Genomic DNA, 25,046 nt, shown 5'->3' on the forward strand with positions numbered 1-25,046 from the left:
ATTTTGTTCTGATAAAATAAATAGCAAATTTACTTGAGATTAACGCTACTCTAGCTGATGCAGTTTATACATCACATCAATTTATCTTCGTGTTACACTTCGCCCAGTTTTCAACGACATGATGACCTCTAATCAGTATGAGCAAAAAGCGCCAATACGAGCCTGGACAATTTTATTGGGCATTTCTACTTCCTCAATACTGGGGGATTTGGATTGCCATTGTTTGTTTGATGCTTATAGCAATTCTGCCTTGGGCAATTCAACATCGTTTAGCGACCTTATTAGGTAAGCTTGCATTTCACAACTTCAAATCACGCCGTCAAACTACAATACGTAATTTAGAAGTCTGTTTTCCAGAATGGACTGCTGAACAAATTCAAGAACATGCGCGCCAAGTTTTTATCGATATGATGCTTGGAGTTTTTGAAACACTAAATGCTTGGTATTCACCACAGTGGTTTAAAAATCGAATTAGTATTGAAGGCTTAGAACATCTCACGAATGCACAAACAGCTGGCCAAGGTGTATTACTCTTAGGCACACACAGCACTTTATTAGATGCTGGCGGTTTTCTTTGCTCAAAATATTTTGAACCCGATGTGGTCTATCGCCCACAAAATAATCCGCTATTAGACATGCTGATTTATCGTTGCCGTGCCACAATTTATGCCAATCAAATTGATCATGATGATATGCGAGGCTTAATTCGGAATCTAAAAGAAGGTCATGCCATTTGGTATAGCCCAGATCAAGACTTTGGATTAAAACAAGGCGTAATGGCACCATTTTTTGGCACACCTGCGGCGACAGTGACTGCACATCGACGTTTATTAAAAATATCAAAAGCGGTGGCTATTCCTTTATATTTTTATCGGCATGGTGATATTCAAAATCCCCAATATCGAATTCTGATTGAACCAGCAGTCGCCGACTTCCCCAGTGATAATGAACTTGATGATGCAATCCGAGTGAATAACATCATTGAACAACAGCTACGTATCGCACCAACACAATATATGTGGTTTCATCGTCGCTTTAAAACTCGTCCTAAAGGTTACGAAAAAATTTATTGATTCTTATAGTCAGACTACTTTTCAATTAAACATTATCTTGAACCACTACAACACAAATACTGCTGATGATGTTTAATTTCAAAGCAATGTATTAGATCCAAATTTTTATAAAAACTATTTTATGATGGCTATGCAAAAGGGTTAAGTTTTTACTTAACCCTTTTTATTGAATATTTAAAATCAAATTTTTAAGCAATTTGCAATTTATCGGCATCTAAATGTAATTGTTGATTTAATTCATCAATCCAGATGGCCCAATCATCATCCTGTACCAAATGACTGATTAGAAAATCACGTTGTGACTTATTCCAAAATGGCGCTTCATGTAATGAAAGATGTCGAGGCAATTGATGTGTCCGTACATATAGTTCAATTGCTGCAAGACTAGACGGCAATCCAAGTTGAGAAAATAATAGTTCCAAGGATGGTTTCGTGCTCCCAAGCATTGCGCTCTCCTTATCATTTAAACTGAAATTAGTTATACAAATAATTTATAAGAATATAGAAACCAAAGATAGCCTCGTGTATTGTTTTGCTGTTTCAATTTGTATTTCATTTCTTCGAGTCACTTTAAAAAGTGAATACTGTATTTCTAAATATAAAAAACACCCCCGAAGGAGTGCTTTTATATAACTTAATCTTTAAAGATTAGTTGAACAAGTGAGCAATTGCCGCACGTTCGCCTTCTAATTCTTCAAGAGTCACATCCATACGTTCACGGCTGAATGCATCAATTTCTAAGCCTTCAACACGCGTGTATTGACCATTTTCACAAGTCACTGGAACACCGTACATAACGCTTTCTGGAATACCATAAGAACCGTCAGAAGGAATACCCATCGTTACCCATTCGCCGTTTGTGCCAAGAGCCCAATCGCGCATATGGTCGATTGCAGCATTTGCAGCAGAAGCAGCAGAAGAAAGACCACGTGCTTCAATGATTGCAGCACCACGTTTACCAACGGTAGGAAGGAATACATTCGCATTCCACTCTTGGTCATTAATCATGTCTTTAACGCTTTCGCCATTAATTGTGGCAAAACGGTAGTCAGCATACATTGTTGGAGAGTGATTACCCCAAACTGTAAGTTTTTTGATGTCTTTAACTGCTTTACCTGTTTTAGCCGCAATTTGGCTAAGCGCACGGTTGTGGTCAAGACGTAACATAGCAGTGAACTGACCAGGGTTTAGATCTGGGGCAGATTTCATAGCAATGTAAGCATTCGTGTTCGCAGGGTTACCTACAACAAGAACTTTAACGTCACGGCTTGCGTGATCGTTAATTGATTTACCTTGAACAGTAAAAATCTTCGCATTTTCTTGTAAAAGTTCAGCACGTTCCATACCAGGACCACGTGGACGAGAACCTACAAGTAAACAGTAGTCTGCATCTTTAAATGCAACATCTGGATTATCAGTACCGATCATGCCTTCTAAAAGAGGGAATGCACAGTCTTCAAGTTCCATCATTACGCCTTTAAGCGCAGCTTGTGGCTTCTCAAAAGGAACTTCTAACAACTGCAAAATAACTGGTTGATCTTTACCTAGCATTTCGCCACTTGCGATGCGAAACAGTAAGCTATAACCAATTTGACCTGCAGCGCCAGTAACGGCAACACGAACGGCTTGCTTCATCTAATTATCTCCAATTGAGGATATTCAATGCGATTAAATAGTTAGTCCATTTAATCTAATAATCATAAACGCCAAAGATTGTACTCCAATCATTCGCGCGATGCATGTAAAAGAGCGGCTATTTCCACAAAAGTATGATAGGAAATATAAATGAATTATGTCGAGTTAGCTCAATATGTCCCTTTAATCAAAAAACTGCTGGGGCAATTTGAAACAATATGACTTGAGCATTGTTTATACTGACCATTAACGGTGTAACAGACTTGGATTTCAGTCAAAACTGGATTCGATTTTGAGTTTTGGCAGCTAAAACGAAGACTGTTACCACTCATACTCGGATTTAATTTTAAAAACTGAGCTTTTAATGCGCTGTGCTTTACACTTTTATTTTCTGAACTTGTTAAATCTGTAGGGATTTTCAACTTTTCTGCTAGATTAATCACCATTCTAAAATATTGGCTCGAATTCATTGGAATACAACCACCAATACTACGCCAAAGTTGAATTCGCGCACTTTCATCAGGCATTACTCTAGCGACAACTTTAGCTTGTATTGGCGATAAAGTGGCAGAGGTATTGGTAGTGCATTCATTCCGATTGATTTCTGGCAATAGTCCGGTAATTGTGAGTGAATACCCCTCTAAACATTGTCTTTGTTTTTGTTTACTCACATCCAGTGCACAAATTGCAGGTGTCATTTGCACTTGCATCACATAGCCTTGTAATTGAGGCGTAGCTGCATTCGCCTGAATATTCAAAAAAGAGCCGCTTGCACAGATTAAAATCCATGCCATTAGGTATTTTTTTAGTCTTCGGAAAATTTTGTACATCATCAATTAAACACTAATTAAATTAAAACAAATTATTGAATGCTTCTGGTTGGTATCGTTGGCATACGACTTTCAATCGCTTGTGGCCCCTGTCCCAATAAAATTCCATAATGCGCGGCATTGGTCATAACATTTTTGACATAATCACGTGTTTCACTCAGCGGAATAGATTCCGTATATTGGTCAGCAGCAAGGACTTGATAATCGGGTTGCCAACGTTTCGCACGATTAGGCCCCGCATTATAGCCTGCGGTTGCCAATACAGGATTACTACTGAGCTGCCCCTGAATCATCGATAAATAATAAGTTCCATAACGAATATTAGTATTTGGATCACTCAGTGCCGCTGGATTATAAGTTTCACCCATTTGTTTTGCGACATGTTTTGCTGTATCAGGCATAATTTGCATTAACCCGCCTGCCCCCACATGTGAACGCGCAGCTGTAACAAAACGACTTTCTTGACGCATCAAACCATAAGCCCAAGCAGGGTCAATACCTACATTTTGGCTATGATTAACTACCGTAATCTGATGTGGCGTTGCATATCGATAAGCATAATTATGTTTGGACAATGTACGATCCGCTGCATAAATGGCGCGATCATACCAACCCAAATCAGTGGCACGTTTTGCAGCAGCCAACAATAAGCCATCATCCTGTTTTAAATAAGCTTGGCGGACGGCCCAATTCCATTCCCGATTGGTATATGCAGCTGGTGCATTGATATTACGTAATGCAAATGCACGGCGGAAATGAATATCTTGATCTAATTTCTGTAGATCACGCACTGATGGTTGTTCACGATCTAAGGCTGCATTATATCGTTGCCCGAGATGATCTTTTGCCAATAGATTATGATAATCATCACCCGATACGGCTAAACGCTTAAAAATTTCTTGCGCAGCTTGCTTAGACTGACGATCACTACGTTGCTCCGAAGCACGAGCAAGCCAGTATTGCCAACGATCTTCCTGTTTTTGCGTCACGCTCATGCTATCAACCGCACGAATAATACTTTCCCAAGCCCCAAAACGAATAGCTTGACGGGCATAAACTTCTGCTTCTTCTGCACTAAATGGCATGCCATAACTGGCATCAAAATTGTTCAATACTTCACGATTAAAATTATTTTTCATCACCGTAGTTCCACCAATATAGGCGACAGTACGGTACATATATTTTTGGGCGTCTGGAGGCGTGCCTTGGACTAATCGAGGAAGAGATTGTAATGCAGTATTTAAATCAGTATCTGCTGCACGCCCCAAGGCAAATACAATATATGCATAATCTTGGACATTATTTTTCGGTGCTGACCATAAATAATTCACAGGATTCGCTTGGATCTGATTTAACTGAGCCAAGGATAAATTGAGACCCAAACTTTGTGCAGTGGCAATTGCTTGACCCGATTGTCCAGCACGCAGTTGTGCATACAATCTTTGCTGACGATCTTGTGTTGTCATCAGTGGGCTCGCCAACATTAAACGCCCAAGACCATTACATGATTCAGGTTGGCTATTGGTCGCCAACCAAACATCTTTAAATTCAGCAAAGACCAATGAATCTCCTGATTTAGCACGGACTTGTGCCACAGCACAACTTTCGGCCTGATCAGGATTAGTCACATAGGCTAAAACAGGTTGAGCATCGCTAAAATCTGCTAGTTTGACTTTTTCTTCGACATAATCTGCCGCTAACTTTTCCGCCATTGCTGACTGCGGGTAGCGTTGTGAAAAGCTGGTAATTGCACTTGCAGGTTGAAAGCCTAAATTATTGTTTAACTTCCAATATTCAGGGTAGTACCCCAAAGCATCATTTTGCATCATCACTTGATATTGATCTAATAACGCTATATTCCCCGCATTTGCAGCACGTAAAGCATCATTAAACTGCTCTTCAGCAGCTTGAGTTAATGGAGAACACCCGAGAAGTAAAAAACTTCCAAAACAAGTGATCGCTTTTTTATATTGATGAAGTTGTCGCTTTAACACTTTTTACTCTCAACTCGCCATGCTGATGTCGGCAATCTTTTCAGGTAGTTTAAGTATTTTAACTCAATTCTACTGTTGTGTTATGTAACCTTCTGATTCACTTCTATTAATAAAGTCCATTTTTAGCATAAAAATGAAGCAACATATTTATTATTCCTTTGGCATTAAATACTGTAAAATATCGGGCTTTTATTGAGTCAGTTCAATTGATTGATTCAATCGCACAGATATATTTTCCCTTAATATAGGATAAATGCCTCCATGACGGTTCAAACCTTCATTCCCAATGATGCCAAAGCTGCCTCAGAAAACACTGTTATCCAGCCACAGCACACCCCAGCCGACGGTACAGTCAAAAAACTGTATATCGAAACGCAAGGGTGTCAGATGAATGAGTATGACAGTCATCGTATGGCCGACCTTTTAGGTGATTCGCACGGTTATGTCTTAACCACCAATGCTGGTGAAGCCGATATTCTGCTCATGAATACTTGTTCTATTCGTGAAAAAGCCCAAGAAAAAGTATTTTCTGAATTAGGACGTTGGCGCAAACTCAAAGAAAAAAATCCAGAGTTGGTTATTGGCGTAGGTGGATGTGTTGCCTCTCAAGAAGGTGACAATATTCAAAAACGTGCACCGTATGTCGATATGGTTTTTGGCCCACAAACCTTACACCGTTTACCACAAATGCTCGATCAACATCACGATCAGATTGAAAAACCCAAAAAAGATAAAATTAAATTAGTCGATATTTCTTTCCCTGACATTGAAAAATTTGACTTCCTGCCTGAACCGCGTGTTGAAGGTTACAAAGCCTTTGTTTCAATTATGGAAGGCTGTTCTAAATACTGTTCATTCTGCGTCGTACCTTATACTCGTGGTGAAGAAGTGTCTCGCCCACTAGATGATGTGTTGGCTGAAATTGCAGGTTTAGCAGAAAAAGGCGTACGTGAAATCTCGCTACTGGGTCAAAACGTAAATGGTTATCGTGGTGAAACCTTTGAAGGTGAAATTTGTACCTTTGCCGACTTACTACGCCTCGTAGCTGAAATTTCGGGGATTGGTCGTTTACGTTACACCACCTCACATCCACTTGAATTTAACGATGATCTGATTCAATGCTATCGCGATCTTCCACAAATGGTTTCACATCTACATTTACCCGTTCAAAGTGGTTCGAATGATGTGTTACAAGCCATGAAACGGAATCACACGATTGACGTTTATATCGAAAAAATTGCAAAACTGCGCAAAGTACGTCCAGATATGCATCTATCGAGTGACTTCATTATTGGTTTCCCAGGTGAAAGCGATGAGCACTTTGCAGAAACCTATCAGTTCATTCAAGATTTAGATTTTGATCACTCGTATAGTTTCATCTATTCAAAACGTCCAGGCACGCCTGCATCAGAACTGCCAGATGACACACCTGAACTTGTGAAAAAAGAACGTTTAGCGAAAGTTCAACAATGGATTAAACGCTCAAGTATTGATAAAACAGATGCCATGCTTGGTACGATTCAACGCGTTTTGATTGAGAATATTTCCAACAAAGATCCTAACTTATTGGTTGGAACAGCAGACAATACCCGTTTAGTTACCTTTATTGGTGATGCCGATTGGGTTGGCCGCTTTGCAGAGATTGAGATTACCGAAATTAAAACGCTGAATTTAGTTTATGGTGAACTCTTGAATCTTGAGCCTGACGTGACGTAATGTAGAGAGATAGACTTTATTTAACAATAAGGATATCTCTTGAGTGCAACGATTCAGCGCACAGTCGCTTTTCCTGGTATTTCAGTTGACCGTTTACAAAACATGCTCGGTGCTTATAACGATCATCTGAAACAAATCGAACAACGTTTAGTGGTCAAAATTGCACAACGTGGTGATCAGTTTGTGATTGATGGTGAAATCAAGGCCGTTGAACGCGCTGAAAGTTTGTTACAGCATTTGCATGATGAGGCTGAAGTCTCTCAGCATATCAGTGCGGATACGTTGCATTTAATGATTCAAGGCAGTCAAACCGATCGTGAACTACAGCATGATCCTGATCAAGAACAAACGGGACTAGATCATGTGTGGTTACAGACTCGTAAAGGTCGAATTAACCCACGTGGTGCCAATCAACAGCGTTATGTACAACGTATTTTGCACAGTGATATTTCTTTCGGAATCGGTCCTGCCGGTACTGGAAAAACCTATCTTGCTGTCGCTGCGGCTGTAGATATGCTAGAACGCAATGAAATTCAGCGGATCCTTTTGGTTCGTCCTGCGGTTGAAGCAGGTGAAAAACTGGGATTTTTACCAGGTGATTTAAGTCAAAAAATTGACCCTTATCTCCGTCCGCTTTACGATGCTTTATATGAAATGCTTGGCTTCGAAAAAGTGGCCAAACTGATTGAACGTCAAGTGATTGAAGTTGCACCCCTCGCTTACATGCGCGGTCGTACTCTCAATCATGCTTTCGTGATCTTAGATGAGGCACAAAACACCACACCTGAACAAATGAAAATGTTCCTCACACGTTTAGGTTTTGGCTCTCGTGCAGTAATCACAGGCGATATTACTCAAGTTGATTTACCTCGTGGTCAGCAATCTGGATTGGCACATTGTCTACGTGTTCTTGAAAATGTAAAAGAAATTCACATTACTCGCTTCCACTCTCGTGATGTAGTGCGTCATCAGTTGGTACAAAAAATTGTAGAAGCGTACGAAGGATGGGACAGTGAGCAACATCGTTTAACCGCTCAAGTACGTGCTGAACGCAAAGCATTACAAGACGCTTTAACCTCTGAAAATGACTCTGCTGCAGATGCCCAACATCTTGAACACCCACAGTAAAGTCAAAATAATATTGAAGGACTGGTTTTGAAACTTAGCCTATCGTTACAACAATCGTTTACAGCACCTGAATTGGTGTTGAAACGTGCTTATCTTAAAAAAGTCATCGAAACAGCATTACGTTATATTGATGTTGATCAAGACTGCGAAATCGGCATTGCCTGTGTTGACAACAGTGAAAGTCACAAACTGAATTTAGAGTATCGTCAAAAAGACAAAGCCACCAATGTCTTATCTTTTCCAAGTGATATTCCAGAAGAAGTCTTGCCTCTGCTAGATGCATGGCCAATGGGTGATTTAGTCATTTGTATTCCTGTGGTTTTACAAGAAGCCATTGAACAACAAAAAACACCGCTAGAACATTTTACACATATGTTAGTGCATGGCGCATTACACTTAATGGGCTATGACCATGAAACTTCGGAACAAGATGCCGAAGAGATGGAAGCATTAGAAATTCAGATTTTAGCCAAGCTAGGATTTAATAATCCGTATCAGCTACAAGACAGCTAAAACTCTCGGCTCGAGTTAATGTCATATTAAAGTGATCTCAAATTTTATTTGTGATCACTTTTCATCTAAAAGAATTAAAACAATTCAATCTAGATATAAAGAATATCAAATCAAAAAACTCTAAAGCAATACAATATTAAGTTAGCACTTAACGCACTTCAAACTCTGCATCGGCAGGATTAAAACGCCAAGTGCGAATAATCCGCAACTCAGAAATATCCTTCATCGCAGCATCAAATGTTCCAAATGGTGCGCCTTTACGTACCGACGCTTTGGCTGCTTCATCTAAAATAGGATGTCCAGAGCTTTCAATGAGCCGTATAGCACGTATACCACCCGATGCGTTCAAGATGACCATCAATCTTACTTCACCCGCTAAACGCTGTGATTTCGCCTCAGCAGGATAATAGCGATTACCATATAACTCGACTTTTTCACGAAATTTTTCTAAATAACCGGCCGATGCATCTTGCTTGGCTTGAACGCCATCTAGCGTTTTAATTTTTTGCTGACGGCTAAAATTTTGCTGTTTTTGTAAATATTGTGCTTCTAAACTGGCCACCATAGCCGCTTTGGCTTGAAATTGGCTTTGCAATGCCTCCATGGCTTTTTTACGCTCATTGTGTGCAGCTTGCTTTTGCCAACTCAGTACAGTCATTAAGACTTTTTCATCAAATTTCAATTCACGTTGTTGCTGAACTTTTTCTAAACTCTGAAGTTGTTGTTGTCCTGCACTCTGATCTTGAGACTGCGCGGGCATATCACTGGACATTCGATGTGCTTCACGAAATCGCCCAGAACCCTGCTGATCGGCCTGTGCTAAAAAGTCTGCATCTTTGACCTTTTCAGTACTGGGGCGTATTGATACAGTAATTTCACGACTTGCCGCATCATTTTCTTGTGGCATCGCAAACTGCAATGATAAAAAAATCACATGCAATATGACGGCTACCGATACAGCTCCTATAAAAAGCGAATCTTGCCACCAATACTCAAACTGTTTGGGCTGAACAACACTATTTTTTATCATGACATTAAACCGACAAGATGCCCCACTTTTAAAATCCCAAATGATTTAATATAGATCTATGTTTACATTTTCACAGCTTATTCAGCTGTATCTCAAAAATAATTAACAGATATTTTAAATCATTAAAAATGGCGCAGTGATTTTTGCTAAACTGCAATTGCTAAGCTTGAAAATTTTAAACAGATCGACAAGATTACCGCCTCATAGAACGATGATGATTTGAGAAAATACTTATGCCGACGCTACTTACCAATATTGCTAAACGTATTCGACAAGTATACCAAAAGGCTGAAGATTTCATAGAAGAAGAGCGTGAGTTCCCAGTCTCTCAAGTCTTTCTAAATGCCACATTGAAGCGGTTTGTGACTGACAATGTCGACTTGTTAAAAGATTTACATGCAGATTTACACGATGATTGGCTGCGTTTATACGCGACCATCAGCATTAAAGGTGTTTATACGGTTTTATCGGTAGACCTAAAACTGATTCAAATGGAAATGAACAAAGATATACAGTTAATTGTCTTTGAACAAATTAGCAATACTCAAGTTATCGAAGCCACTTTTCCCAAAAGCTGGATGAAAATTGCAGCGAATTGTGCCCTATTCGTTTATCAAAAAGTATTAAAGAAAGATCCTCTTGGTCCCATTTTAGAAAAATACAATATTATTAAAGTCCAAGACGATTTACTGCATTTATCCTTAAATCGATGGTTAGGCAAAAACCGCTCTGCAATGGATGCGTTAAATAAAGTACATATCAATCATGCTGAACTAAGAGAAACCGAACTGATGGTGCTAGGGAATGTAAATTTAGCAGCAGTATTCAGCAAGCTTTCAAATGCAAAATCTGATGTCATGGATGATCTAGAGGATGACTTAGACGCTAACCGCGTCACACCCATCCAACAGAAATAAAGCTTATTCTTTTAAAGAAATAGATAATATTCACTTAAATAACATAAATATACAGTTTTTATTCAAAACTTGAATATTTCTACTTAATTGAATTGCATAATATGTAACTCGTATTCAGCATAACTGCAATGCATAGGACACTCCTCCATGGCAAAACCTATTTTAAAAAAATTGAGTCTCGTAACAGGCCTATCAACTGTACTTTTACTTGTAGGTTTTTCTGGTAATGCACTTGCCATGAGTCCTTTCCAAGCCAATTACCAGTTTTCATATAATGGTAAAAATATGGGAACCGCAACGCGCAACTTAAGCAAAAATGGTAATACTTGGAGCTATGTTTTTACTGCAAAAGCAGCAGCAATTGCCTCTGCCAGTGAAACCAGCCGTTTTAGCTTTAATAATGGTCAAATCACATCGAATAGTTTTAGCAGGACCAGTAAAATTTTGGTTCATAATGACACCATGACCATTAACTTCAATCCAAGTACAAAAACCATTAATACCAAGAAAAAAGACAAGGTTCGCTCTTTTGAATGGAAAGCAGGTGCTTTGGATGAGCTTAATGCAGAATTACAAGTCCGTGAAGATTTAAAAGGTAGTGGTTTAAAGCCTATCTATCTGATTGCAGATGCCAAAGGTTTAGATGCGCGTCGCTTTGTAAAACAAGGGACCGAATCAATCAAAACCCCATTTGGTACCTATAGCACGGTCAAAGTGGTTTTATCCCATGATAACAATGCTAAAAGCTCAACTTTTTGGTTAGCGCCACAACTTGACTATCTTCCTGTGAAGATGGCGCACCAAGATGATAAAAATTCTTATAGTTTATTACTCACTGGGTACAAAAAATAAGCAAATTTTCACCTTTTGGTCAATTTGAGCTTGCATTTTTTGTGGTGCTTTTTAAAATACGCCTTTGCTTGAAAAAGCACCTTGCCCCTAGAGGACTCTCCCCGTGCATGCACTAGAACAGAAAATCTTAGCTGAAGGTATCGTTCTATCTGATCAAGTTTTGAAAGTTGACTCTTTCTTAAACCACCAAATTGATCCTGTAATGATGCAACAAATTGGTCAAGAATTTGCGCGTCTCTTTAAAGATGCCGGTATTACCAAAATTATTACCATTGAAGCTTCTGGTATTGCACCTGCTGTGATGGCCGGTTTAGAGCTTGGTGTATCTGTAATTTTTGCGCGTAAATACCAATCTTTAACCTTAAAAGATGATTTATATCGTTCTAAAGTATTTTCTTTCACCAAACAGACTGAAAGTACCATCGCTATTTCTAAAAAACATATCTCTGCGGATGATAAAGTTTTAGTCATTGATGACTTTCTTGCAAATGGTCAAGCTGCTTTAGGTCTTGCTGATTTAATCCATCAAGCCGATGCAAAAGTTGTGGGTATTGGTATTGTGATTGAAAAATCATTCCAACCCGGCCGCGATTTATTGCTTGAAAAAGGTTACCGTGTTGAGTCTTTAGCTCGTGTTGAGTCACTTGCTGATGGCACAGTTACTTTTGTTCAAGAATAAAAGTAGCTGCATAAAATCGAGCGCCTTAAGCGCTCTTTTTTATGCCTTTTTGATCATGAGAGTACCGTCTTAACCTTTCATTCTAATAAAATTCTCAGCTATATTGGTCAAATAAATATATAACTCAGGTAAATAATAAATCAGATCAATCACTCAAAAATTAATGGATCTATTCAATGTACAAAAGTTAGATGACAATCTATTTCAAGAACAAAATATACGATTGTTTGGAACACACTTAATGGGTGGGCCATGAGTAGGACAAGCTTTAATGCAGCGTCTAAAACGACTGATCACTCTACACATTCTTTATATGCTTATTTTATTCGTAGTCGTCGAACAGATTTATCAACTCTCTTAAAAGTAGAAAACTTAAGAGATGGAAACAGCTTTTCAACTCGGCAAGTTCATGCTTTACAAGAGGATCAAATTATATTTTCGGCAATAATTTCCTTTGCATATAAAGCGAAAGGTTTAAACTATCAAGTCAAGCAGCCTAATTACCCAGATCCAAATAAGCTCAGACCAGAACAACAACTTAAATAAATGATCTACAAAGATATTCTAGAATCCATACATTCGATTTTCATGCGCCAATTCTTTCTAAAAATATATCCAGTACCGTCATTTAACCCATTCAAACCGATTAAATCAGAAACAAATGATGCAGAATACTTTCAAATTTTTGAAACGCTTCCCGATGGACTAGATTCTAGAATAATGCATCAGGCTATTGCTGCATATTATTCTGACTATAATCTTCTCACAGCATCTCTTTCACCACATGGTTTAAGTTATGCTATCGGTGACACGAGGAGTAATAGCCTAGAACATATTATTTATTTTCATCATGACCTTAAAGTAGATGGATAGGTACTTGATGATATGAATGTGATGACTTCTAGCCAATCTAGAGGGCTTAATGCGAGATTTTAGCCCACTATCTTAAAAGGAAGCATTGTATATTCTGTAGATCAAATTCAACTTTTATTATAAATCTGATGATAAAAAATTATTAAATTTTTAATCTTTACACGCTAGCTCAATACTTTTAATCCGAATCGGCTAGAATGAGCAGATGTTGTAATATTTTCAACACAATGAATCTGACGAAGCACAAAAGGACTTTGTCTTGTATGAGTAAAGATCAATGACGGATCAAATTGCAATAATATGCCCTAAATGTGGATCTACAGAAGTCGAAAAGCGTAACCACGAACAACTCCTCCAAAAAACAGGTGGTGTTTTACTTTCAGCAGCGGGTACAACAGCGGGCACTGTCGGTGGTGCTGCAACTGGTGCATCTATTGGTGCTGCGATTGGAACCGTTGCAGGCCCACTCGGTGTAATTATGGGGGGAACTGTCGGAACTTTTATCGGTGCTATTAGTGTCGGTATTACTGGTGGTTTCTTAGGACATCGCTTTGGTAAAAAAGCGGGTGAAGTGGTGGATAAAAACATTTTTTTGGACTATCAGTGCTCCAAATGTAAATATCGCTTTAAAGATCAAGGATAAAATTAGGTATAGCCGTAGGTCTAACATTAAGAAAGTTAGTCTTGCAACTAACTTTCAAGCAGCCTGCTTTATCTAACAACTATCAATTTTTCCACGACTTCACCGAGTCGTTTTCCTTGCTCAGTACATAGTGCCTTCTCATCTTGACTTAAACCCAAGTCATGTCGTGGACCACTGACATGACTTGCACCATACGGTGTACCACCAGATTTAGTATTGGATAAAGCTGGATTGGCATTGGTTAACCCCATAATTAACATGCCGTGATGAAATAATGGTGGAAGCATGCTTAATAAAGTACTTTCCTGCCCACCATGCATAGAACCCGATGCTGTAAACACACACGCAGGTTTATTATGTAACGCCCCATTCAGCCAAAGGCTAGTCGTCTGATCCAAAAAATACTTCATCTCAGAAGCCATATTACCAAAACGTGTAGGTGAGCCTAAGGCCAAACCAGAACAATGTGCCAAATCATCCAAACTACAGTAAATATCCCCTTCTTCTGGAATACTGGCTTCCGCTTGCTTCACAACCGTTGCAATATTAGGAACAGTTCGTATTTTTACTGCTATTCCAGATGCTTCAACACCGTTAGCAATCAAATGGGCCATCTCTTTAGTAGAACCATATTTACTGTAATACAGGACAAGAACGTAAGGTTGCATCTTCTTAATAATCAAACATGAAAAAGAAAACTATACGGTATTTTTCTGATTTTTTGGTTAAGCTGTTACTCTAAAAGCAAATAAAGATGCTGAAAATACGTTGAGACTGATACTTTATGGTAGATCTACTAAAAAAACTTCCTTTTTATAATAAAACTTGGTTTCAATTCGTTCTTTTCGTCATTCGTCGTTTTGAAGCCGATCGTTGCCGTGAACAAGCGGGTTCACTGACCTACACGACACTATTTGCTGTGGTTCCTATGCTAACGGTTTTTTTGGTGATTATTTCCTCCATTAAAGCCTTAGAACCTGCACGACAACAATTACAGCAGTTGATTTATAGTAATTTTTTACCAAAAACAACCATTGCCTTTGATAAAGCCTTTAATGCATTTACCGAGAAATCCAGTAACTTAACTGTCATTGGGGTACTATTTTTATTCGTGACCACTGTCATGATGCTGACCAGTATTGAAACAGTATTTAATCGGATCTGGCGTGTACAAGAAACCCGTAATGGTATTGTGGGCTTTATGCGGTATTGGACTATTATTTCTTTAGGACCCATTCTACTTGGAAGTGCTTTTGTGATTTCATCAACACTGGCATCGATGAATATTTTAAGTAATAATTTTTCTGGCTATCAAGTGGATGGTACCTTCACCTTCTGGATTCTTTCTTTTGCCCTGACAGCACTCGGCTTCTTTACGCTCTATTGGACCATTCCCAATCGCAGCATCCCGATTCAAGCTGCAGCAATTGCAGGTTTATTTGGTGCAATCGTTTTCGAGCTCTTGAAAAATCTCTTTGGTTTTGTTATGACCAATTTCACCAGTTACACCATCATTTATGGTGCCTTTGCCGCAATCCCCATTTTTCTGCTCTGGATTTTCTTGTCATGGAATGTCGTGCTGCTAGGAGTTGAAATTAGTTATGCACTGACTGCATTTCATACTGGTAAAGTACAAGCACGACATCCCGTACTGATGCTGTTAGATATTTTGGAATTATTCTACAAAAAGCAACAGACTGGAAAAACTGTAACCGATGCTGAAGCTTTAAATATTTTAGGACGTGCTGAAATTGGTCGTTGGCCAACGTATGTACTATTACTTGAAAAACAAAATTTAGTTAGACGCACCGATAATAATGAATATGTTTTGGTCCGTAATCTTAACCAAGTAGATTTCTGGTCATTCTACACAGCTCTACCTTATACCTTGCCACGTCGTGAAGATATTCAAAACATTCATAATGATGATGCTTGGATGAAACGTTTAGGTCCTTTATTCGTCGAATCAGATGAATATTTGGCTGCTAAACTCTCTATTCCACTGGCGACTATTTTAGAAGAAAAATAAAAATTGTACTCAATTCAAAACCTTTGAATTGAGTACATTATTTCACAGCAATCACCAAGCTACCTTCTCGAATATTTTATTCCAATCTATGAATATGGCTGAACGCGGATATTGACCGTGTTATCATCAAAAAAAATCGAAAAGTCTTAGTAAATAACAACAGCGCTTAAAAGTAATCAACAGAATTCAATATGGACTAATTACGAAACATCTGGAAAGTCTTAGCTTAAATTTAGGCCATATCCATGCAATTACTGTTATTAATATTTAAATATTGAATGGAATTAGCTTGTATCAATTTTAGAAATTGTATACGTAAAAATTTGCTATAATTTATACAAAGATTCATTTCACTGAGAAAATGATGAAAAAAAAAGAACAAGATATTCCGACCATTATTATTGATGAGCACAACCCTGATCAAAACAAATATGAGCTGTTAAAAGAAAAGCTTAGATATAAACAGGCCTTACGCGAAAACTCAAAAAAAATTGACCATAAACAGGTTCGCTTAAATATTCAGGCAGATGCACTGCCTAGTAAAACCTTCTTCATTATGAATGCATTGGCTGCGGTTATTGCTGGATATGGCTTATTGGCTGATTCTACAGCAGTAGTGATCGGTGCAATGCTAGTTGCCATGATGTTAGGTCCTATTTCAGGGATTGCATTGGCCTTAATTGATGCACGCTGGATCTTATTAAGAACCTCATTAAGCACCTTATCTTTGGGTGTAATCATGATTTACAGCATTGGGGTTATAATGGGGCTCATTCATTTTGACCTCCCTATCACCAATGAAATTCTCGCACGCACCAAACCAACGACCATTGACTTAATGATTGCCTTGGCTGGTGGCGCAGCTGGTGCATTTGCGGCTGTTTCCCCGCGCTTGTCTGTTGCGGTGGTGGGTGTTGCTGTGGCAACAGCATTGGTACCACCTTTAGTGGCTAGCGGCATTTTGTTAGCACATGGCCAATTGCAAAATTCTGCCAATGCCTTTTTGCTTGCCTTTACCAACATGATCGCCATTCAAGTGAGTTCCTCTTTGGTTTTATGGATTGCAGGCTTTAGACGTGGCGCAGATGATGAAGTAAATAGTATTTGGGGATTCATTAAACGAAATAGTATTAGCTTAATCATCCTAATTCTTTTGGCCGTTTATTTAACCCTCAACCTCATTCAATCTGTTCAAAAACAACTCTATGAAACTCAAATCAAGCAAGAAATTACCCAAAATTTAAATGTAAATAATAATGTTATCGATATCGTTACATTTGATCCACGAAATGACTTTACTTTAGTCCGTGCCAGTATCCGTGGTGATACCGCACCAACATCTACTGAAATTGAAAAAATTAATACTCAACTGGCTAAAGATCGCAGGGGTCATCCATCCTATCTACAAATCCGATTTATTCCTGTACAGATTATACAAACACAGCCTCTTAATACAGTTGATCTCAATGTTCAAGAAGCTCAAGAGCTTTCAATTGAAACTGCAAATTAATATCTAAAAAATTTAAACACTAAAATCATCAGCGCTTTCACTATTCAAAATGGCGTTGATGATTGCTCCCCCCTTACTAGCTACTGATCATTTACAAAAAAATGGACTCAATCCGAAGAAAGAGTCCATATCCATTTTTAATCAATTTAATTTAAAATTATTTTACAAATGTTTGCCAAATAAAATCTTGAGTTTGCCCATTCAAAGTCATTGTCAGTTGATCACCTGCCGCCAATGCTGCGACACCTGCTGGTGTACCAGTCATTACCACATCACCAACTTCTAAAGTAAACACTTGACTCATATCTGCCAGTAAATGACCAATATTAAAAATCAACAATGCCGTGTCACCTTTTTGGCGAACCTCATCGTTTACTTTCAAATCAAACGTAACTTGATCCCAAGCTTTAACTTCTTTTACATCAACCCAATCTGCCAAAACACAAGCACCATCAAAAGCTTTAGCTCGTTCCCAAGGCTGACCTTTTTTCTTTAAGTCGTCTTGCAAGTCACGTAAAGTTAAGTCTAAACCTAATGTTACCGCACCCACGGCCTCAAGTGCTTTTTTTGGATTAGTTTCGCCTTTTAAAATGTGATCAATCCGTAAGGTAAATTCACATTCAAAATGACAATCTCCCCAAGCTTGATTCCAGGAAATACCTTCTTCCAATGAAATTAAGCTACTAGGTGGTTTAATGAATAATACAGGACGATCAGGAATGGGATTGCCTAATTCTTTGGCATGATCTGCATAACTACGACCGACACAGATAATTTTGGATGGACGTGTATTCATAAGCTTCCCTTCTGATTTCACTTGGACACAATTAAAACTCAATAACTATTTTTTAAATGTATTTTCAAATACGTTTTGATCTGTAGGCGATGCAAAAGCACGTTTAGGTACAATTATCACAGTACGATTTTTTAATTCAATCATATAGGTCAATTTACCAATTACAAAACTTTGCACGTCTGTGTAGTTAAATTTTTGTTTGGGACGACCACTGTTAAATAGCTCGGCATAATCTTGGAATAATTCGATGCCTTGTTCACTTTTACCAAATTGATATTTTATAAATTGGCGCTTAAACATCATTGGTAGAAACCAATAACGCATCACTGCTTGCAAGACCAAGAAAAAACTACCCAAGGCAATATAATATCGCCCGACACCTTCCATGCCCAAATAAAAACCCCAAAGTAAGATTGCGATACTCACCAATGGCGTCAAAAATCGAGTAAATTGTTTTTTACCAAAAGTAGCCAATTTAAAGCCATCTTGTGATTCTTCTAAATTTAGATAATAACGTATTGCTAATGCAGGCGTGTTGTCTGACATAGTTTCTTTAACACATTTCATATTCAAGATACCAAGATCTTACACCAAATTTACTGCTTTCTTCATACTGGATGTAAAGTTTTCAAGGTAGTTTAATAGACACACTTTGGAATTAATAATGTGATATTACAGAACATAACGGATAGTTAATTGTTATAAAAAAATAAAGCTATAAGAGATGTTAGCAAATCAAATACTGACCTAAATGACAGGCACAAAAAAACCGCACTTGATGCGGTTTTTCAGTTTTGATCAAGTTGGTGCGCTCAGAGAGATTCGAACTCCCGACCCCTTAGTTCGTAGCCAAGTGCTCTATCCAGCTGAGCTATGAGCGCGACGTCTTGATGGAACGCATTATACGCCTTTTTATATCTTTAGTAAGGCCTTTTTTTAACTTTCAAAATTAAATGCTTAGTATTTGGACAGACTTTAAGTTTTTGAGCAATGATTAAGCACAAACTAGTCGTATTCTATTCAACATGCCTAATTTCGAGCTGCTCCATACACCCCGCACAGAAAGTAACTAGCTCACCTTCCACACTTTGAAATTTTAATTCATACACAAAACCGAATAATTCAGCATTACAACCATCACAGCATTTCTGTCTCAAGTCGCAAGTGAATTCGAGATACTGATAAATATAATAACCATCCGTATATTTTTGCATATCCCTATTATTCAGCAATATTAGTCTTATATGCTTATTTTAGAGGATTTAACTCAGAAAGTGCTCAGCCGAAAAATACTAAACGACAGAAAATGTCGCAGTATACAAAATATAAAAGATGTTAAACTTTTTAGACACAAAAAAACCGCTAAAAAGCGGTTAATTGTTCAAGTTGGTGCGCTCAGAGAGATTCGAACTCCCGACCCCTTAGTTCGTAGCCAAGTGCTCTATCCAGCTGAGCTATGAGCGCAAACTTGTGTTGCCTTTAACGGCGTTCGTTACATACATGAATAATTTATTGGTGCGCTCAGAGAGATTCGAACTCCCGACCCCTTAGTTCGTAGCCAAGTGCTCTATCCAGCTGAGCTATGAGCGCATTTCAAATTATTCGTGGCGGTGAGGGAGGGATTCGAACCCTCGGTGGGCTTTAAGACCCACGCTCCCTTAGCAGGGGAGTACCTTCAGCCACTCGGCCACCTCACCGTAACGAGCCGCCATAATACAAACTAAACACCCATTCTTCAAGTCACATTTGCAAAAAATCTGCTTTTTTTAATCAATCATCTATTTTTTAAACAATTTTCGGCTTTTCTCAGTACTTTTTTGCATAAAACCATGCTGTACGTCCCTGCTAATTCTAAAATTCAAACAGAAAACACAATATTGCAATCATTTACGTGCAGTCTCACTCTGCATGACTTATGCTAAACATAATCTTCTGACATGAAGCCAAAGACATTATGAAAAATTGGATCGATCCTGAAGCCAAAGCGGAAGCTGAACGTTACGATAATCCTATTCCGAGTCGTACTCTTATTTTAGAGACGATCGAACAACAGAAAACACCACTCTCCCATGCAGACTTAGTGGAACACTTCAACATTGCAGATGAAAGAAGTATAGAAGCACTGAGTCATCGTTTAAGTGCCATGGTACGTGATGGCCAGCTGATGAAAGATGGATTTAAATTCCAGCTGATGGCAGACCAACCGACGGTAGATGCAACGGTATATGTCAACAACAAAGGTATGGGTGTTGCCAGTTTAGATGGCAAAAAAGATGAAATGCTATTACCAGAACGTGAATTACGCCAAGTCTTTCATGGTGACCGCATTAAAGTCAGCCAGACTTCTGTTGACCGTAAAGGTAAAGCTTGGGGCTTTATTCACGAAATTACACAACGACGTGTGAAACAACTGATTGGTAAACTTGCAATTCATGACGGTGAATACTTCGTTCAACCGAGTCATCCAAATGCACACCAACCGATTACCTTAGAAAAAGAACTAATTGAACATGCGAAAGCTAATATTGGCGATGCATTGCGTGTTGAAATAGATGATTATCCAACACGTGAAGAATTTGCGACAGGTCATATTATTCAATCGATGGCGGACAAAGCCGATACCGAAATCATTATTCCACAAACAATTTTGGAATATGGTTTGCCGTATGAATTTCCTGAAGAAGTCATTAAAGAAGCTGAAAGCTTTAAAGAACCAAATGCACAAGACCGTGAAGGTCGTATTGACCTGCGTGATTTAGCTCTTGTCACGATTGATGGCGAAGATGCACGTGACTTTGATGATGCTGTATATGCAGAGAAACGCGCTGGTGGGGGTTATCGTGTAGTTGTCGCTATTGCCGATGTTAGCCATTATGTTCGGGTCGGTAAACCATTGGATGATGAAGCCCAAGAACGTGGTACCTCTGTGTACTTCCCGCACTTTGTATTACCAATGCTGCCAGAAGCATTATCTAATGGATTATGTTCTTTAAATCCGCATGTCGATCGTTTATGTATGGTCTGTGATTTGACCTTATCTCGTGCAGGAAAAGTAACAGGATTCCAGTTCTATCCATCCGTGATGCATTCCAAAGCACGTCTAACTTATACACAAGTGGCGAACTATTTTGAAGGTGATAGTACCGCTATCCCTGAAGATCGTGATGTGCGTAAATCGTTAAATACACTGTTCCAACTTTATCAAACATTAAAAGGTTTACGTGCCGAACGCCATGCAATGGAATTCGAAACTGTTGAAACCTACATGACCTTTGATGAATTAGGTGGAATTAAAGAAATTTTACCGCGTACACGTAATGAAGCACATAAGTTAATTGAAGAATGCATGTTACTGGCGAACGTTGCTGCTGCGGAATATGCATTGGAACATGAAATTCCAATGCTCTACCGTGTACATGAGCCACCTGAATTTGCACGGATTCAAAAAGTACGTGAATTCGTAAAATTATTAGGTTTACCATTCCCAGAACAGCCAACCCAACAAGATTATCAACGTGTGATTGCTGCGACCAAAGATCGTATCGATGCACCGAGTATTCATGCGGTATTGTTACGTTCAATGATGCAAGCCTATTACGGCGCAAATAATGCAGGCCATTTTGGTTTAGCTTATGAAGCTTATACTCACTTTACCTCACCAATTCGTCGTTATCCAGACTTGCTATTGCATCGTGCAATTAAGGCACATTTAAAACAAAAGCCTTATCCGCTTTCAGGTGCAGCTTTAGACAATGCTGGCGAGCATTTCTCACAAACTGAACGTCGTGCAGATGAAGCGTCTCGCTCTGTTACCACGTGGTTGAAATGCCACTATATGCAACAGCATTTGGGTGAAGAGTTCGTTGGTGTGATTAGTGCAACGGCTGAATTTGGTCTATTCGTAACGCTCAAAGACTTATATGTTGATGGCATGGTTCACGTCAGCCAATTAGGCGATGATTATTTTGTTTATGATCAAGCCAGCCAAAGTTTGGTGGGTCAAAATCGTGGTCAGATCTTTAGTCTTGGCGATGAAGTGAAGATTAAAGTTGCTGCAGTGAACCTTGGTGATCGTAAGATTGACTTTGCATTGATCCAGCAGTTAACACATGCTGGTCGTGCTATTCGTAGTCGTGCACCTCGTGTAGCAAAATCGACAGCAAAAGAAGATGTTTTTTCACAATCAACTCCTTCAAAAACTAGAGCTGCTAAACCGGTATTATCTAATGTCAGTGAAAGTGGTGAAAAGCCAATTCGTAAAAAGAAAACATCAGATAAGCCGAGTTCTGCACCGAAAAAACCAAATAAAAAATCTTCGGCTAAATCTGATACGAAAGTGAAAGATAAAGAGAAGAAAAAAGTGAAAAAGAAAAAAGCTAATGCGAAAGCAAAGTCTGAATAAAACCACTAAAGATGAGAGAGCTTAGGCTCTCTTTTCTATACCTGATATCGGTACTAATACATTGCATAATCGAATAAGAATACAAGATATACTTCAATACTCTCACACGCTGCTTAATTTTAACTACCTTTTTTTATTCATGTTCTCCTTGCAACTATTTACAGATGAATAGCTCTGGATAACAACACTAGAAAATGATGATGATATTGAATACTGTCACGATAAGATGACTTTAAACATTTGCAGTTGCTTTACTTCATTCAATTTTAACTGCCAATTTTTTAAGTATCCCTTGATTTCCCTCACCATAAGCCCTACATCTACAGATAACTTAAAAATTATTTGGCGTAGACATATGAGATTAGAAAAGGCAACCTTGCCTGTACCACAATTTGATCAAATTACTTTAGATGCATTAAAACAAAATATCGAAAATTCAATTCAAAATGGACAAAATTTCCTAAACGAATTGGTTCAAGTGCCAGACAGTATCCAAGAACAACTGCATATTTTAGAAAAGATTGATACGCTTGAAAATAATATGAGTGAAGCGTGGGGAGTTTTGTCACATCTCAATGCTGTGATGAATAATGCTGAAACCCGTGAAATGTATCAATCACTTCTACCTGCACTAAGTGAGTACTACACAGCACTTGGTCAACATGTTCCACTTTATCAAACTTATCAACATGTTTTCGATGCTCCCCTCTTCGACACACTACCACCTGCACAACAAAGTGCGATTAAACTGGCTTTACGCGACTTTAAACTTTCAGGTGTTGCCTTAGAAGGTGAGGAAAAAACACGTTATGCTGAAATTTCAGCACGCTTATCACAGCTTTCGTCAGACTTTTCCAATCATGTCTTGGATGCCACTCAAGCGTTTAGCAAACCACTTAACGAGAATCAGCTCAAAGGCTTACCACAAAGCAGCATTGAACTATTAAAACAATATGGTCAGCAACGTGAGTTAGAGCAAGCTGTTGCAACCTTAGATATGCCTTCTTATTTAGCGATTATGACTTATGCTGATGATCGTGAACTTAGAGAGGAACTCTACAAAGAATATGTAACACGCGCTTCGGAACAATCAGCGCATCCCAATTTTGACAATACTCCAGTCATGGAAGAAATCCTTCGCTTACGTCAGGAAATGGCAAAGCTGTTAGGTTTTAATAATTACGCAGAGTATTCACTTGCCAGTAAAATGGCACCTGATGTTGAAACAGTAAATCAATTTTTGGTCGAACTTGCAGAACATGCACGTACGCCTGCATTCAAAGAAATTGCTGAACTTAAAGAAATTGCACAACAAGATGGGATTGATGATTTAAAACCATGGGATAGCACCTACTATTCTGAAAAACTAAAACAACAACAATTTAATTTATCACAAGAATCTCTTAAACCTTACTTCCCTGCACCGAAAGTCATTGAAGGGTTATTCAATGTCGTCAATCGTTTATACGGTATCACCGTAATTGAACGTGAAGCTCCATTGTGGCACCCAGATGCACATTATTACGAACTCGAAGACCAAGGCATTGTGATTGGTGGATTCTATTTCGACCTGTATGCACGTAGTGGAAAACGTGGCGGTGCATGGATGAGTGGTTTCCGTTCTCGTATGCAAACTGAAAAAGGTCTACAAAAACCAATTTGCTACATGGTAGGTAACTTTACCCCACCCGTAGGTGATCAACCTGCATTATTAACTCATGATGAAGTAAATACTCTATTTCATGAGTTTGGACATGGCCTACACCATATGTTAACTGAAGTAGATAATATTTCAGTTGCAGGCACACACGGCGTGGCATGGGATGCGGTTGAACTACCAAGCCAGTTTATGGAGTTCTGGACTTGGGATAAAGACAGTTTGGATTGTTTAAGTGAACATATTGAAACTAAAGAAACCTTACCTGAAGAATTACTTAAAGCATTATTAGCTGCACGCTTCTTCCAATCTGGAATGCAAACCCTGCGTCAAATCGAATTTGCACTTTTTGATTTAACTATTCATAAACTCACCCCTGCATTAAATGCAGCACAAATCCAAGCAACTTTGGATGATATTCGTCATAAATTTGCTGTCTTACCGACCGTCAGTTATAACCGTTTCCAAAATAGTTTTAGTCATATTTTTGCGGGTGGCTATGCAGCAGGTTACTATTCTTATAAATGGGCTGAAGTTTTAGCCAGTGATGCTTTTGATCGCTTCGAACAAGAAGGGGTTTTTAATACACAGACAGGAAATGAGTTTAGACAATTTATTCTAGCAGTTGGCGGAAAAGATACTGCGCTTGATGCGTTTATCAATTTCCGTGGACGCGAACCAAAAATAGATGCTTTACTCCGTCATCAAGGTTGGACGAAGGCCTCTAAAAACGCTTAAACTAGGCGCCATTATTATTTTCGAGTGGTTA

Annotated in this window: 22 protein-coding genes and 4 tRNA genes; 14 read left to right on the top strand and 12 right to left on the bottom strand. The window is 38.7% G+C overall.

Going from position 1 to position 25,046, the window contains the following annotated elements; translation table 11 throughout:
- Positions 1 to 137: 137 nt before the first annotated feature.
- On the top strand, positions 138 to 1,073 hold the full coding sequence (locus B9T27_RS00750; RefSeq protein WP_086204974.1) for a lauroyl acyltransferase: 936 nt from the start codon (positions 138 to 140) through the stop codon (positions 1,071 to 1,073).
- Positions 1,074 to 1,261: 188 nt separating this feature from the next.
- On the opposite strand, the gene B9T27_RS00755 is transcribed toward B9T27_RS00750, so the two are convergent.
- The 4 genes from B9T27_RS00755 to B9T27_RS00770 form a co-directional block, all read right to left on the bottom strand.
- On the bottom strand, positions 1,262 to 1,519 hold the full coding sequence (locus B9T27_RS00755) for a DUF2789 family protein (RefSeq protein ID WP_086204975.1): 258 nt from the start codon (positions 1,517 to 1,519) through the stop codon (positions 1,262 to 1,264).
- 202 nt (positions 1,520 to 1,721) lie between these two features.
- Positions 1,722 to 2,708 carry a malate dehydrogenase gene (locus B9T27_RS00760; RefSeq protein ID WP_086202276.1) on the bottom strand — a complete coding sequence of 329 codons (987 nt, stop codon included), beginning with the start codon at positions 2,706 to 2,708 and terminating at the stop codon, positions 1,722 to 1,724.
- A gap of 170 nt (positions 2,709 to 2,878) precedes the next feature.
- Entirely contained in the window at positions 2,879 to 3,541 is a 663-nt protein-coding gene (locus B9T27_RS00765; RefSeq protein ID WP_086204976.1) for a ribonuclease T2 family protein, read from the bottom strand.
- Positions 3,542 to 3,570: 29 nt separating this feature from the next.
- Complete coding sequence (locus B9T27_RS00770; protein WP_171263303.1) at positions 3,571 to 5,496, bottom strand: lytic transglycosylase domain-containing protein; 1,926 nt, start codon at positions 5,494 to 5,496, stop codon at positions 3,571 to 3,573.
- Between the two features lie 297 nt (positions 5,497 to 5,793).
- On the opposite strand from B9T27_RS00770, the gene miaB reads away from it, so the two are divergent.
- The 3 genes from miaB to ybeY are packed head-to-tail and all read left to right on the top strand — an operon-like array spanning position 5,794 to position 8,889.
- Positions 5,794 to 7,248: a tRNA (N6-isopentenyl adenosine(37)-C2)-methylthiotransferase MiaB gene (gene miaB / locus B9T27_RS00775; protein ID WP_086204978.1), complete on the top strand. Its 1,455-nt coding sequence runs from the start codon at positions 5,794 to 5,796 to the stop codon at positions 7,246 to 7,248.
- A gap of 39 nt (positions 7,249 to 7,287) precedes the next feature.
- Positions 7,288 to 8,376 (top strand): PhoH family protein, encoded by a 1,089-nt coding sequence (locus B9T27_RS00780; protein ID WP_086204979.1) that lies wholly within the window; start codon positions 7,288 to 7,290, stop codon positions 8,374 to 8,376.
- 27 nt (positions 8,377 to 8,403) lie between these two features.
- Positions 8,404 to 8,889, top strand: a complete 486-nt coding sequence (gene ybeY / locus B9T27_RS00785) for an rRNA maturation RNase YbeY (protein ID WP_086204980.1) — start codon at positions 8,404 to 8,406, stop codon at positions 8,887 to 8,889.
- A 148-nt stretch (positions 8,890 to 9,037) separates the two neighbouring features.
- Here ybeY and B9T27_RS00790 read toward each other — a convergent pair whose 3' ends face one another.
- Positions 9,038 to 9,919 carry an energy transducer TonB gene (locus tag B9T27_RS00790; protein ID WP_086204981.1) on the bottom strand — a complete coding sequence of 294 codons (882 nt, stop codon included), beginning with the start codon at positions 9,917 to 9,919 and terminating at the stop codon, positions 9,038 to 9,040.
- A gap of 233 nt (positions 9,920 to 10,152) precedes the next feature.
- On the opposite strand from B9T27_RS00790, the gene B9T27_RS00795 reads away from it, so the two are divergent.
- The 6 genes from B9T27_RS00795 to B9T27_RS00815 all read left to right on the top strand — a co-directional run bounded on the left by B9T27_RS00795 (position 10,153) and on the right by B9T27_RS00815 (position 13,883).
- Positions 10,153 to 10,836: a hypothetical protein gene (locus B9T27_RS00795; protein ID WP_086204982.1), complete on the top strand. Its 684-nt coding sequence runs from the start codon at positions 10,153 to 10,155 to the stop codon at positions 10,834 to 10,836.
- A 147-nt stretch (positions 10,837 to 10,983) separates the two neighbouring features.
- Positions 10,984 to 11,688 carry a DUF3108 domain-containing protein gene (locus tag B9T27_RS00800; protein WP_086204983.1) on the top strand — a complete coding sequence of 235 codons (705 nt, stop codon included), beginning with the start codon at positions 10,984 to 10,986 and terminating at the stop codon, positions 11,686 to 11,688.
- Positions 11,689 to 11,791: 103 nt separating this feature from the next.
- A complete protein-coding gene (locus B9T27_RS00805) occupies positions 11,792 to 12,367 on the top strand; it encodes a xanthine phosphoribosyltransferase (RefSeq protein ID WP_086204984.1) in 576 nt (191 codons plus the stop codon).
- Between the two features lie 252 nt (positions 12,368 to 12,619).
- Positions 12,620 to 12,913, top strand: coding sequence for an acyl-CoA thioesterase (locus B9T27_RS14960; protein ID WP_228146119.1), 294 nt, complete (start codon positions 12,620 to 12,622; stop codon positions 12,911 to 12,913).
- A 42-nt stretch (positions 12,914 to 12,955) separates the two neighbouring features.
- Positions 12,956 to 13,240, top strand: coding sequence for a hypothetical protein (locus B9T27_RS14965; protein ID WP_228146120.1), 285 nt, complete (start codon positions 12,956 to 12,958; stop codon positions 13,238 to 13,240).
- 277 nt (positions 13,241 to 13,517) lie between these two features.
- Positions 13,518 to 13,883 carry a hypothetical protein gene (locus tag B9T27_RS00815; protein ID WP_086204985.1) on the top strand — a complete coding sequence of 122 codons (366 nt, stop codon included), beginning with the start codon at positions 13,518 to 13,520 and terminating at the stop codon, positions 13,881 to 13,883.
- Positions 13,884 to 13,951: 68 nt separating this feature from the next.
- Here B9T27_RS00815 and wrbA read toward each other — a convergent pair whose 3' ends face one another.
- Positions 13,952 to 14,551 (bottom strand): NAD(P)H:quinone oxidoreductase, encoded by a 600-nt coding sequence (gene wrbA / locus B9T27_RS00820; RefSeq protein ID WP_086204986.1) that lies wholly within the window; start codon positions 14,549 to 14,551, stop codon positions 13,952 to 13,954.
- A 116-nt stretch (positions 14,552 to 14,667) separates the two neighbouring features.
- Here wrbA and B9T27_RS00825 point away from each other — a divergent pair, with 116 nt between their 5' ends.
- Both B9T27_RS00825 and B9T27_RS00830 read left to right on the top strand, forming a co-directional pair.
- Complete coding sequence (locus B9T27_RS00825) at positions 14,668 to 15,912, top strand: YihY family inner membrane protein (RefSeq protein ID WP_086204987.1); 1,245 nt, start codon at positions 14,668 to 14,670, stop codon at positions 15,910 to 15,912.
- A 364-nt stretch (positions 15,913 to 16,276) separates the two neighbouring features.
- A complete protein-coding gene (locus B9T27_RS00830) occupies positions 16,277 to 17,422 on the top strand; it encodes a DUF389 domain-containing protein (RefSeq protein WP_086204988.1) in 1,146 nt (381 codons plus the stop codon).
- Between the two features lie 157 nt (positions 17,423 to 17,579).
- Here the strand turns inward: B9T27_RS00830 and B9T27_RS00835 are convergent, their stop codons facing one another.
- The 6 genes from B9T27_RS00835 to B9T27_RS00865 form a co-directional block, all read right to left on the bottom strand.
- Entirely contained in the window at positions 17,580 to 18,218 is a 639-nt protein-coding gene (locus B9T27_RS00835; protein ID WP_086204989.1) for a fumarylacetoacetate hydrolase family protein, read from the bottom strand.
- Positions 18,219 to 18,263: 45 nt separating this feature from the next.
- The gene (locus B9T27_RS00840; protein ID WP_086205396.1) at positions 18,264 to 18,764 is read right to left on the bottom strand and encodes a YcxB family protein; all 501 of its coding nucleotides are present in this window, start codon (positions 18,762 to 18,764) and stop codon (positions 18,264 to 18,266) included.
- A 258-nt stretch (positions 18,765 to 19,022) separates the two neighbouring features.
- Positions 19,023 to 19,099, bottom strand: a tRNA-Arg gene (locus tag B9T27_RS00845).
- A gap of 506 nt (positions 19,100 to 19,605) precedes the next feature.
- A tRNA-Arg gene (locus tag B9T27_RS00855) sits at positions 19,606 to 19,682 on the bottom strand.
- 49 nt (positions 19,683 to 19,731) lie between these two features.
- Positions 19,732 to 19,808: transfer RNA gene (locus B9T27_RS00860), tRNA-Arg, on the bottom strand.
- A gap of 15 nt (positions 19,809 to 19,823) precedes the next feature.
- Positions 19,824 to 19,915: transfer RNA gene (locus B9T27_RS00865), tRNA-Ser, on the bottom strand.
- 257 nt (positions 19,916 to 20,172) lie between these two features.
- Here B9T27_RS00865 and rnr point away from each other — a divergent pair.
- Together rnr and B9T27_RS00875 are read left to right on the top strand one after the other, a co-directional pair.
- Positions 20,173 to 22,620, top strand: coding sequence for a ribonuclease R (rnr, locus tag B9T27_RS00870; RefSeq protein ID WP_086204991.1), 2,448 nt, complete (start codon positions 20,173 to 20,175; stop codon positions 22,618 to 22,620).
- A 355-nt stretch (positions 22,621 to 22,975) separates the two neighbouring features.
- Positions 22,976 to 25,015, top strand: a complete 2,040-nt coding sequence (locus B9T27_RS00875; protein ID WP_086204992.1) for a M3 family metallopeptidase — start codon at positions 22,976 to 22,978, stop codon at positions 25,013 to 25,015.
- Positions 25,016 to 25,046 lie beyond the last annotated feature (31 nt).

The organism is Acinetobacter sp. ANC 4648, from assembly GCF_002135345.1.
Lineage (GTDB): Bacteria > Pseudomonadota > Gammaproteobacteria > Pseudomonadales > Moraxellaceae > Acinetobacter.